Raw genomic sequence first — 12,167 nt, 5'->3', positions numbered from 1 at the left:
TCTTCGACTAATTTGGTCGCGCCGTCCGCCGGATCCGGCGTCACATCCGGTACGCGGTTGTCTATTGCATCCACGCGACCTTGTAAGCCGTCTTTTGCCGCATTATCCGCCGGTAACCCTTTTACCGCTTCATCCGCTTTGGCTTTCGCGGCGTCAGCGTCTGCTTTTAACGCGTCTAACGTCGCTTTGTCTTCCGCGGAGATATTGCCGTCCGCTTCCAGCTCTTTAATCTTATCATCAAGTGCCTTGGCTTTCGCTTCCGCTTCTCCGACTAATTTGATCNCGCCGTCCGCCGGATCCGGCGTCACATCCGGTACGCGGTTGTCTATTGCATCCACGCGACCTTGTAAGACCTCTTTCGCCGCATTATCCGCCGGTAATCCTTTCATCGCTTCATCCGCTTTGGCTTTCGCGGCATCAGCGTCTGCTTTTAACGCGTCTAACGTCGCTTTGTCTTCCGCGGAAATATTGCCATCCGCTTCCAGCTCTTTAATCTTATCATCAAGTGCCTTGGCTTTCACTTCCGCGTCTTCGACTAATTTGGCCGCGCCGTCCGCTTGAGTATTTAAATCCCCACCACCACTATTATTACCTCCATCATGTGCTGCAATAGCAATACCTGCGGCTAAGGGTGCCAATGCTAATAACCACCATGGATTAAATGCCCAAAACGCAGAAACTAATTCTTCGCCACCTAGTGCTTGTGGTGCAACAGCTTGATCGGCAAGTAAACTTACTGCATCCGGTTGCAAACCTGATTCGGGAATATAGGCATAAATACTGCCGTTTTCGTGTTTCCCAACTAATAAATTCGTTGTTTCACCAATTTCATCGCCGTAATAATCTTTGATGATAATATCTTCACTCATATCACCATCATTTAGGTAGATTTTCAAATCTTTACCATCACGTTTAGTGATAATATTATCTGGTGCAAAACCTGTTTTATCATCAACCAATTGGTAATTTGATTGGGCTCTTGCTTCAATAATCAGTTGTTCGCCTTGATTAATTTGATAGTTTGCAATCACTTTTTTTGCGCTTAATACTTTTAAGGTCGTTGACATAATTTAGTCCCTCTTTTAACTTTATTTCTTACTGTAAACCGCATTGTTACAATCTCGTACATTTACACGAGAAAGGGTTTGATTCTCTCTCGGTAATTGAGCAACTTCTTGCTCTGCCACTGCATTATCTACGTGTACAAGCTTCACTTTATCCTTAGCATCTTGAATCACTTTAAAATATGTCACCGAATTTACAGGCATCGTGTAACTAACTCCCGGAGTACTGTTCCCAAAATCTTTCGTTGAACTGAAAGATGAAGCAAATAGATTTTTCGTAGAACATACGGCAACCGAGCTATAAGCATTTGGTAATAATGAGACTTGATACTCTCTATTCACATACACATTAACAGCAGGTCCCTGAATATTATTCTGACGGTAAAATACCGCTAAAGACTGGTTTTCACCGAGTTTTTGGCTATTTACCGTTGATTGCTCAAAATTGCTCCATATCTCAAGCGGTTGATTAGATCCTTGGGGAGAAGAACAGGCTGAAAGTACAAGTCCCATAGCTGTACTTAAAAAAATTTTTTTCATAAAAAACTCCTATTACTGATTGAACAACTTTTGCTAGTCTAAAATGTCACTAACTTTATTTTTTTCCATAAAAATAGGGTCAGCCGAAAAGAGGGAATAATATTCCCTCTTTTCGGCTGACCCCAAAATTTATGAAAGCCTATGCTTAATCTAGCTAGTCTGTAGTCTGTAGTCTGTAGTCTGTAGTCTGTAGTCTGTAGTCTGTAGTCTGTAGTCTGTAGTCTGTAGTCTGTAGTCTGTAGTCTGTAGTCAAGATTGTAACTCCATCACTCTGATACAAAAAAGTAATTTATTAAATTATCTTTCACTTATAAAAACCCGTACCATTCTACTTGTAAATAAACAATACTTCAAATTTAACTAAGTTGCCGAAAAATGCCTTTGCGATTTTATTTCCGATAAACTTGCAATAAGTTTGTGATAATTCTCATAGCGTATCGGAGAAATTCGTCCTTCCTCCACAGCCTCACGTAAAGCGCAGCCCGGATCATGTAAATGTTTACAATCACGGAATTTACAAGTTCCCAATACATATTGGAATTCACGATATCCTTTCGTGATTTGATCTGCATCTAAGTGCCATAATCCAAATTCACGAATGCCCGGTGAATCAATTAAACTCCCACCTTGAGGTAAATGATAAAGACGTGAGGATGTTGTGGTATGCTGCCCTAACCCCGAAGTTTCACTCACTTCCCCCACTTGAGCGTTCACTGTAGGGAAAATATGATTAATGAGACTTGATTTTCCAACACCGGATTGTCCCACAAAAATGGATGTGCCTTCACTTAAAAGTGCGGTCAATTTTTCCATATTTTTTCCATTTTTAGCGGAAATAATCAAGGTTTGATAGCCAATATCACGATAAATTTGTAACTGTTCCTCTACTTTTTTTTCTTGCTCTGATGTCAGGAGATCCCCTTTATTCACCACAATAATAGGTTCAATACTAGCGATTTCACACACTACAAGATAACGATCAATAATATTGAGCGAGAGTGTTGGTAATACGGCGGATACAATAATAATACGATCAATATTTGCAGCAATAGGTTTTAGACCATCATAATAATCAGGACGCTTAATCTCATTCACCCTCGGCTGAATCGCCTCAATCACCCCGCTTACACCTTGTAATTGCCGGTTTCCTTTCCGCCAAATTACCCTATCCCCCACCACCAAACTTGAAAGGGTACGACGTAAATTACAGCGACAAATTTCCCCCTGTGCATTTTCTACATCTGCGTGTACAGAATAACGTGTCACCACAATCCCCTCTTGCGATTCCCCCAACATCTCATCCTGCCATTCAATTTCTTTTTTCTTGTGGCGATGAAGGGTGCGGGTATGATTGGATTCAATTCGGCGAGCTTGATTTTGAGTGAGTTTAGGTTTAGCCATAAAAGTGCGGTCGTTTTTTACTGTGATTTTGATAAAATGGAAAAAATTTTCACATAGGATACCTTATATTATGCAATTAGATAAAGAAAATCTGATTTGGATCGATTTGGAAATGACAGGATTAGATCCGGAAAAAGAACGTATTATTGAAATCGCCACCATTGTCACAGATAAAAACTTGAATATTCTCGCTGAAGGTCCTGTTCTTGCCATTCATCAAAGCGATGAATTATTAGGAAAAATGTCTGAATGGTGCGTAAAAACCCACACGGCAAACGGCTTAGTGGATAGGGTAAAAGCCAGTAAGCTCACCGAGCGTGCCGCCGAATTACAAACCTTGGATTTTTTGAAACGTTGGGTACCGAAAGGCGTCTCACCCATTTGCGGTAACAGCATCGCGCAGGATAAACGCTTTCTTTACCAATATATGCCGGACTTAGCCGATTATTTCCATTACCGTCATTTAGATGTCAGCACCTTAAAAGAACTGGCTGCACGTTGGAAACCTGAAATTTTAGAAGGCTTCAAAAAAGCGAATACCCATTTAGCATTGGATGATATTCGTGAATCCATTAAAGAACTTGCTTATTATCGTGATCATTTCATTCAATTAGATTGACGAAAACTTCGTCAGGTAAGTGGTTTTGACAAATTTGACCTTGCAAGTGATCAAAATATTCGTATAATGCCACCCCATTCACAGATATGAATTGCGGGAATAGCTCAGTTGGTAGAGCACGACCTTGCCAAGGTCGGGGTCGCGAGTTCGAGCCTCGTTTCCCGCTCCAATTTCACATTCTCTGCGGGAATAGCTCAGTTGGTAGAGCACAACCTTGCCAAGGTTGGGGTCGCGAGTTCGAGCCTCGTTTCCCGCTCCAAATTTCAATCCATTGCTGAAAGGCGATGGATTTTTGTTTCAAATCAATGGAACATTTCCTACAAAACAACCTCTAATACGGGTAAAATCCCCTTAGCGAAAAAAACAAAAGTGCGGTAGAATTTCAGCCAGTTTTTGACTTCAAGAATCATAGCCCAATGAACGAATTAACCCAATATATTCCTGATGAATCCACAATGTTACGTTTTGGCAAAAAACTTGCCGACACTATTTTAAACTGTCATGCCAAACGTGCCGTGATTTTATATTTAAACGGTGATTTAGGTGCAGGGAAAACCACGCTAACACGAGGTATGGTGCAAGGTTTAGGTTTTCAAGGCAAGGTAAAAAGCCCGACTTACACCTTAGTGGAAGAATATGATATTGCAGGAAAAATGGTTTACCATTTTGATTTATATCGCCTCTCCGATCCAGAGGAATTGGAGTTTATGGGCATTAGGGATTACTTTGCCAAAGATGCCATCTGCCTTATCGAATGGGCTGAAAAAGGGGAAGGCATCCTTCCATCGGCTGATTTACTGGTGAATATTGATTACTATGATGATGCAAGAAATATGACATTAGTCGCACAAAATGCCTTAGGCGAGCAAATTCTTCAACAACTATAATCTTTTATCTGTTTACAATGAACACAAAATTTTCATTTTTTTTAGGAATAATACTCTCTCTTTTTTCTTCTAGCATTTTTGCCGCACAATGGACGATCGCCATTGATCCCGGTCATGGTGGCAAAGACCCCGGTGCGATCGGACGTAATCTCGGCATTTACGAAAAAAACGTGACCCTTTCCATCGCCCGTGAACTCAAAGCCTTACTGGATAAAGATCCCAATTTTCGTGGTGTTCTCACCCGTAACTGTGATTATTACATTTCCGTGCCGGAACGTTCAGAAATCGCCCGCAAATTTAAAGCTAATTATCTGGTTTCCATTCATGCGGATTCTTCTCTTAACCCAAGCCAACGAGGCGCGTCTGTCTGGGTGCTTTCAAATCGTCGGGCAAATGATGAAATGGGGCAATGGTTGGAAGATGATGAAAAACGCTCCGAATTATTAGGGGGAGCGGGAAAGGTTCTCTCTCATAATAACGACAAATATTTAGATCAAACCGTACTCGATCTACAATTTGGACATAGCCAGCGTACCGGTTATGAAATCGGCAGAAATATTTTACGTCGCTTTTCAAAAATCACCACATTAAGCCGCAATACACCACAGCACGCAAGTCTTGGTGTATTGCGTTCACCTGATATTCCCTCTGTTTTAGTGGAAACCGGTTTTCTTTCAAATGCTGAGGAAGAACAAAAACTTAATTCCCCGGCTTATCGCCGCCGTATCGCTTATATGATTTATGAGGGATTAGTAGCCTATCGCAACGGCAATTTGAAATCCCTTATAGCCTTTGAAGACAATAAAGAAAATGACGCTAAAACCGACCGCACTTTATTAATAAAAGACAGCTTAATTCGCCACAAAGTGAAAAAGGGTGAGAGTCTTGGTAACCTTGCCAATAAATATGAGGTGAAAATTGCTGACATTGTGGCGCTCAATAATTTAAAACGAAAAGAATTATGGGTGGGGGAAACCATTAAGATTCCAGACAATGGAAAACACAAAAAACCGGAAGAAACAGGTTCTACCGATAAAAAAATAAATGAAAAAAACACGGAAAAAACCGACCGCACTTTATCCACAAAAGGGGAAATCAAAGACAGCGGCATTCGCCATAAAGTGAAAAACGGTGAAAGTATAGGTAGTCTTGCCAATAAATACGAGGTCAAAATATCGGATATTATTACGCTTAACAAATTGAAACGTAAAGAATTATGGATTGGGGAAACTATCAAAATTCCGGATAACGGTAAAAATCAAAAAATGGTAGAAACCAAGAAAGCTGAAAAAACAACAAAATCAGCGGATAAAAAAGACAATAAGAAAACTGATAAAGACGACAAGAAAAACAGCAAAACTGATGGAAAAAAAGCGGATATTCCGCGCTATCACACCATCAAAAAAGATCAAACAATTTACGCGGTTTCACGGGAATATAATATTCCGGTAAACCAAATTTTGAAACTCAATCCGACATTAAAAGACGGTAAAGTTGTTACCGGTCAGAAAATTAAATTAAGGGAAAAATAATGGCGATTAAAATTCTTTCCCCCCAACTTGCAAACCAAATTGCCGCCGGTGAAGTGGTGGAACGTCCTGCTTCGGTGGTGAAAGAATTGGTAGAAAATAGTTTGGATGCCGGAGCCAATAAAATCCAAGTGGATATTGAAAATGGCGGCGCAACGCTTATCCGTATTCGTGACAACGGCAGCGGTATCCCAAAAGAGGAGTTAAGCCTTGCTCTTGCCCGTCACGCAACCAGTAAAATTGCGGATTTAGAAGATCTTGAATCAATTCTAAGTTTAGGCTTTCGTGGCGAGGCGTTGGCAAGTATCAGTTCCGTTTCCCGTTTAACCCTCACCTCACGCACTGCCGAACAAAAAGAAGCTTGGCAGGTATATGCCCAAGGGCGAGATATGGAAACTACTATCAAACCGGCATCACATCCTGTCGGCAGCACGGTAGAAGTAGCAAATTTGTTTTTCAACACCCCTGCCCGTCGTAAATTCTTGCGAACCGATAAAACCGAATTTGCCCATATTGATGAGGTTATCCGCCGCATTGCACTGGCAAAATTTAATATCGCTTTTACCCTCACCCACAATGGCAAAGTGATTCGTCAATATCGTCCCGCCTCAGAACTTTCCCAACAACTCAAACGGGTAGCGACAATTTGCGGAGAAGAATTTGTTAAAAATGCACTGCGTATTGATTGGAAACACAATGATCTCCACCTTTCCGGTTGGATTGCTACACCCAACTTTAGCCGCGCACAAAATGATTTAAGCTATTGCTATATCAATGGGCGGATGGTACGTGACAAAGTCATTACTCATGCGATTCGCCAAGCCTATGCGGAGCATTTACCTAGCGAAAACTACCCTGCGTTTGTATTATTTATTGATCTCAATCCTCATGAGGTGGATATAAACGTTCACCCGACAAAACACGAGGTGCGTTTTCATCAACAACGCCTCATTCATGATTTTATTTATGAAGGCATCAGCCACGCATTAGAAAGCCAACTCTCTGTCCCGCTCGCCTATCCGAAAGAAAGTGCGGTTGAAAATCCACAAGAAAATGAAATGCGTGAGCCTATCCCTACTTGTCAAAAAGGTTGGAACCATAAGCCCAACCGTGCGGCAGCCGGACAAAATATGTTCGCACCAAATGCCTCTATGGAAAAATCAGCGCAAAATCCACCGCACTTTTCCGCCCACACTGTTCCTTCATCAAACCAAGGATATCGTGATTATCGGGAAAATTATCGTGCCGAACAACCGAGTAAAACCGAACAGAAACTCTATGGAGAGCTGCTAGATACACCAAAACATAGTAAAAAAACCGCAATTTTCACAGATGAAATCATTGAGCCAACGGACATGAGCGAAAATCCATCGTATTTGCGTGCCTTGTCCCTCATAGAAAATTGCGCCCTTTTGCTCCAACAAAACCAAAGATATTTTTTACTTTCCTTGGAAAAATTACAACATTTGCAATGGAAACTAGCTTTGCAACAGTCACAGATTGAACAACAATCTCTGCTAATTCCTATCGTATTTCGTTTAACGGAAAACCAATTTAGCGAGTGGGAGAAAAAGGCAGAGAATTTTGCACAAGTCGGTTTTGAATTTATCGCAAACAAAACACAATTACGCTTAACCCTCAACCGAGTACCGATGATTTTACGCACACAAAATCTGCAAAAATGCGTGATGGGACTTCTGAACGATACTGAAAATTCAACGCCATTTTTAACCGCACTTTGCAGCCAATTAGAGAGTAAAACATTCAATGTATTTGCCGATGCGGTCAAATTATTAAGCGATTTGGAACGCTTGCTCAATAACCCCAATCGGGATGAATTTAATCAATTACTTAAGCCTATTAATTGGCAGCCTTTATTAGACGAACTCTAAATGAAACCAACCGCAATTTTTTTAATGGGTCCCACCGCATCCGGTAAAACCGATTTAGCTATTCAACTGCATCAACAGTTACCGGTAGAGGTGATTAGCGTGGATTCCGCATTAATTTATAAAGGAATGGATATTGGCACGGCAAAGCCCTCCAAAGAAGAATTGGCTTTAGCACCCCATCGCCTCATCGACATTTTAGATCCAGCTGAAAGCTATTCGGCAATGAACTTTCGTGACGATGCCCTAAGTGAAATGGCCAAGATCACCGCACAAGGAAAAATCCCCCTTCTCGTGGGAGGCACAATGCTCTACTACAAAGCCTTGCTTGAAGGGCTTTCCCCTTTACCTTCCGCTGATGAAACAATCCGTGCCGATATTGAACAAAAAGCCGCTCAACAGGGCTGGGCAATGTTGCATAATGAACTGACAAAAATTGATCCTATCTCTGCTCAACGAATTAATCCCAATGATTCTCAGCGGATCAATCGAGCATTGGAAGTGTTCTATATTACGGGGAAATCGCTCACTGAGTTGACCGAACAAAAAGGGGAAGCATTGCCCTATGATATTATTCAATTTGCCATTGCCCCTGAAGATCGCCATATATTGCATAATCGTATTGAACAACGTTTCCACAAAATGATTGAATTGGGTTTTCAAGAAGAAGTAGAAAAACTTTATGCACGGAGTGACCTAACACCTGATTTACCCTCAATCCGTTGCGTGGGATATCGCCAAATGTGGGACTATTTGCAAGGCGATTATGACCACGATGAAATGGTATTCCGTGGCATCTGCGCCACCCGCCAACTCGCTAAACGACAAATCACTTGGTTACGAGGCTGGAAAACGCCGGTTCAATGGTTGGATAGTTTGCAACCAGACCAAGCCAAAGAAACAGTTTTACGCCAAATCGAAGCACATATAAAAAGTTAGCAAAATGACCGCTCTTTCCTCTCTCATAGAACAAAAACTTACCGTACTTGGCACCCTTATGTGCCAATCCTTTCCCGATATGGATGCCCATGCTATTTCCCAACAAATTAAACAATATCAAAAAGATAAAAGCCACCCAATCGGAGAATTAGGCTATGCAGTGGCGATGTCTGATTTTGTGGAAAAAGTCTTACAAAAACAACCGCACTTACTCGCACAATGGTGGAAAAAAAGCCCGACTTTTGCCGATTGTGAGCAATATTCGGCACGTTTGAACAATCAATTATCGGACATTTTCCATGAGGCTGAATTTTATAAAGTCCTGCGTGTTTTTCGTAACATAGAAATGGCGAAATTAAGTTTTTGCCAAAGCCTCAATCTTGCCAGCGTAGAGGAAATTTTTATCCGCCTTTCACAGCTGGCTGAAGGCCTCATTATCAGTGCACGAGATTGGCTTTACCGCAAAGCCTGTACGGAAATGGGGACACCGCTGGACGAACAAGGTAAACCACAACAACTTTATATTTTGGGCATGGGAAAACTGGGCGGATTTGAACTCAATTTTTCTTCCGACATCGATCTGATTTTTACTTATCCTGCTCAGGGAGAAACTCACATTGAGGGAAGCAACGCAAGAAAACCCGTGGATAATGCCAAATTTTTCACTCGTTTGGGGCAGCGTTTAATCAGTGCATTGGATGATTTCACTGCTGATGGTTTTGTTTATCGCACGGATATGCGCCTACGCCCTTTTGGTGAAAGTGGTGCGTTAGCATTAAGTTTTTCCGCAATGGAGCAATATTATCAAGATCAAGGAAGGGATTGGGAACGCTATGCCATGATTAAAGGGCGTATTTTAGGGGCTCAAACTCATGATCCGAATGTCACCTACTTGGAAAAAATGCTCCACCCTTTTGTCTACCGCCGCTATATTGACTTTAGTGTGCTTCAATCATTGCGTGAAATGAAAGGAAAAATTGAACGAGAAGTACGTCGCCGTGGGCTGAAAGATAATATCAAACTGGGGGCGGGCGGAATCCGTGAAGTGGAATTTATCGCCCAAGTTTTCCAATTAATTCGTGGAGGGAGGGAAATTGCCTTACAACAACATAGTTTGCTTAAAATCTTGCCTGAAATTGCCAAACTGGGGATTATCACTCAAACTCAATATCAGAATTTACGGGAAAGTTATATTTTTCTACGCAGGGTTGAAAATATATTACAGGCCATAAATGATCAACAAACCCAAACTCTGCCAACCAATCAGACAGACCAGTTACGACTAATTGAGGCTTGTCGACATTTCACGTGCTTAGATGAACAAAATCATCTGATTGAGTGCAACTATGCCATTCAAAACTGGCAAGATTTCTACCGCACTTTACAGCAAATGCAAGAAAATGTACGTGCGGTTTTCAATCAACTCATCGGAGAAGAAAACAATGAATATCGTGAAGAAAATCAATGGTTGGATTTTTTAGAGGCGGATTTTGATGAGATTGAGCAAATGCTGCAAGAAAGTGGAATTCAGTCTGACGATGTTGATGGAATATTAAATAAACTGGGACAATTTAAGGAAAGTTTAAATCGCCGAGCGATCGGGCAACGTGGACGCGAAGTACTGACACAATTAATGCCAATGGTTTTTTCGCTGATTTTTAAACAAGAAAGCTACCGCACTTTATTACCACGAATTTTGCACCTGATTGAGAAAATTTCCAGCCGAACTACATATTTAGAACTCTTACTTGAAAACCCACAAGCGTTACGTCAAGTGATCGAACTTTGTGGGAAATCTCAACTCATCTCCGATCAACTTTCGCAACACCCTATTTTACTCGATGAACTCCTCAACACGGAAAGTTTACGCAATCCCTTACCTTTCACCCGATATGCTGATGAACTCCAGCAATATTTATTGCGATTGCCTCCTAATGATGAGGAACAATTTATCAATGCACTACGCCAATTCAAACAAGCCACTTTATTAAGAGTAGCCGCAGCGGATATTTTAGGGGCATTGCCTGTGATGAAAGTGAGCGATCACCTCACCTATTTAGCGGAGGCGATTATTCAATCTGTGGTGAATTTAGCCTGGAAACAGGTTTCCGCCCGTTTTGGTATTCCTCAACATTTACAGAATGGCGAAAAAAACTTCTTGGTTGTGGGGTATGGAAAGCTAGGGGGACTCGAATTAGGCTATAAATCCGATCTTGATCTCGTTTTTCTTTATGAGGCAGTGGAAGGTCAAACGGTAGGGGGGAAAAAAATCATTGATAGTAATCAGTTTTACCTTAAACTTGCCCAAAAAATCGTGAGTATTTTTAGCTTGAATACCAGTGCCGGCGTGCTTTATGACATCGATATGCGATTACGCCCCTCCGGTGATGCCGGCTTGCTCGGATGTTCCCTATCCGCCTTTGAAAATTATCAACTGAATGAAGCTTGGACTTGGGAAAAACAAGCGTTGGTACGAAGTCGCCCAGTTTTCGGTGAACAATCATTGCGGGAAAAATTTGAAAATATTCGCCAACGGGTCCTTTCAACCCCAAGGGATATGACAACGCTAAAACAAGATGTATCGGAAATGCGTGAGAAAATGTTTGCGCACTTATCCCATTCTCAAGAAAATGAATTTAACATTAAAACAGATCGTGGCGGCATAACGGATATTGAATTTATTGCACAATATTTAATGCTTGCTCATGCTCCTCAAAACCCTGCATTAACCAAGTGGTCCGACAATGTCAGAATTTTTGAATCAATGGCTGACGCAGGTATTATTCATCAAGAAGATTCTGTACGATTAAAACAATGCTATGTTGATTTAAGAAATAAAATTCATCATCTTAACTTAATAGGTTATTCACCTGTTGTCCCTAAAAATGATTTTGTAGAAAAAAGAGAATTTATTAAAAGTTTTTGGAAAAACTTATTTAGGATAGAATCTTAAACAAGTGGATATAAAAAGGGCAGCCAAATTTTCAACAGCACTTTTTATCAATTTAATGTCACGATAAAGCTCTTTACCTCTGCTCCACACACATATAGCCAAAAGCAAAATCCCCCAAATCTCTCGATTCAGGGGATTCCTTAATAATAAAACCTGGCGGTGCCCTACTCTCACATGGGGAAACCCCACACTACCATCGGCATTACAGCGTTTCACTTCTGAGTTCGGGATGGATTCAGGTGGGTCCACTGCACTCTCGCCGCCAAGATAATTCTTCAATAACGTCTAATTTGTCTTTTCTTTTAGTTCTTTGTTCTCTCGGTCACAAGCTGATTACTTTATTTAT

At 41.2% G+C, this 12,167-nt stretch carries 9 protein-coding genes, 2 tRNA genes and 1 rRNA gene; 8 read left to right on the top strand and 4 right to left on the bottom strand.

What is annotated here, in order from left to right; genetic code table 11:
* The 3 genes from A3GE_RS12535 to rsgA form a co-directional block, all read right to left on the bottom strand.
* Nucleotides 1–869, bottom strand: an 869-nt coding sequence (locus A3GE_RS12535) for a GA-like domain-containing protein (protein WP_428829629.1), incomplete at its 3' end; no start/stop codon positions are given.
* A 219-nt stretch (nt 870–1,088) separates the two neighbouring features.
* A complete protein-coding gene (locus tag A3GE_RS0105115) occupies nt 1,089–1,577 on the bottom strand; it encodes a hypothetical protein (RefSeq protein WP_136125831.1) in 489 nt (162 codons plus the stop codon).
* A gap of 387 nt (nt 1,578–1,964) precedes the next feature.
* A complete protein-coding gene (gene rsgA, locus A3GE_RS0105110; protein WP_018356195.1) occupies nt 1,965–3,005 on the bottom strand; it encodes a small ribosomal subunit biogenesis GTPase RsgA in 1,041 nt (346 codons plus the stop codon).
* A 70-nt stretch (nt 3,006–3,075) separates the two neighbouring features.
* Here rsgA and orn point away from each other — a divergent pair, with 70 nt between their 5' ends.
* The 8 genes from orn (at nt 3,076) to glnE (ending at nt 11,821) form a co-directional block, all read left to right on the top strand.
* Nucleotides 3,076–3,624 carry an oligoribonuclease gene (gene orn / locus A3GE_RS0105105; protein WP_018356194.1) on the top strand — a complete coding sequence of 183 codons (549 nt, stop codon included), beginning with the start codon at nt 3,076–3,078 and terminating at the stop codon, nt 3,622–3,624.
* Nucleotides 3,625–3,717: 93 nt separating this feature from the next.
* Nucleotides 3,718–3,793 (top strand) — tRNA-Gly (locus tag A3GE_RS0105100).
* A gap of 14 nt (nt 3,794–3,807) precedes the next feature.
* Nucleotides 3,808–3,883 (top strand) — tRNA-Gly (locus A3GE_RS0105095).
* A 157-nt stretch (nt 3,884–4,040) separates the two neighbouring features.
* A complete protein-coding gene (gene tsaE / locus A3GE_RS0105090; protein WP_018356193.1) occupies nt 4,041–4,511 on the top strand; it encodes a tRNA (adenosine(37)-N6)-threonylcarbamoyltransferase complex ATPase subunit type 1 TsaE in 471 nt (156 codons plus the stop codon).
* Between the two features lie 17 nt (nt 4,512–4,528).
* The gene (locus tag A3GE_RS0105085; RefSeq protein WP_018356192.1) at nt 4,529–6,043 is read left to right on the top strand and encodes an N-acetylmuramoyl-L-alanine amidase; all 1,515 of its coding nucleotides are present in this window, start codon (nt 4,529–4,531) and stop codon (nt 6,041–6,043) included.
* Nucleotides 6,043–7,932, top strand: a complete 1,890-nt coding sequence (gene mutL, locus A3GE_RS0105080) for a DNA mismatch repair endonuclease MutL (protein ID WP_018356191.1) — start codon at nt 6,043–6,045, stop codon at nt 7,930–7,932. Before A3GE_RS0105085 ends, mutL begins: the two co-directional genes overlap by 1 nt.
* The gene (gene miaA / locus A3GE_RS0105075; protein ID WP_018356190.1) at nt 7,933–8,868 is read left to right on the top strand and encodes a tRNA (adenosine(37)-N6)-dimethylallyltransferase MiaA; all 936 of its coding nucleotides are present in this window, start codon (nt 7,933–7,935) and stop codon (nt 8,866–8,868) included. It begins immediately after the preceding gene.
* 4 nt (nt 8,869–8,872) lie between these two features.
* Complete coding sequence (gene glnE, locus A3GE_RS0105070) at nt 8,873–11,821, top strand: bifunctional [glutamate--ammonia ligase]-adenylyl-L-tyrosine phosphorylase/[glutamate--ammonia-ligase] adenylyltransferase (protein ID WP_018356189.1); 2,949 nt, start codon at nt 8,873–8,875, stop codon at nt 11,819–11,821.
* 151 nt (nt 11,822–11,972) lie between these two features.
* On the opposite strand, the gene rrf is transcribed toward glnE, so the two are convergent.
* A 5S ribosomal RNA gene (rrf, locus tag A3GE_RS0105065) occupies nt 11,973–12,088 on the bottom strand.
* Nucleotides 12,089–12,167 lie beyond the last annotated feature (79 nt).

Origin of the sequence: Rodentibacter pneumotropicus DSM 21403, assembly GCF_000379905.1 — a bacterium.
GTDB classification, from domain to species: Bacteria; Pseudomonadota; Gammaproteobacteria; order Enterobacterales; family Pasteurellaceae; genus Rodentibacter; species Rodentibacter pneumotropicus.
Note: the sequence above shows the minus strand (reverse complement) of the source record. Positions and strands in the feature narration are given on the sequence as shown.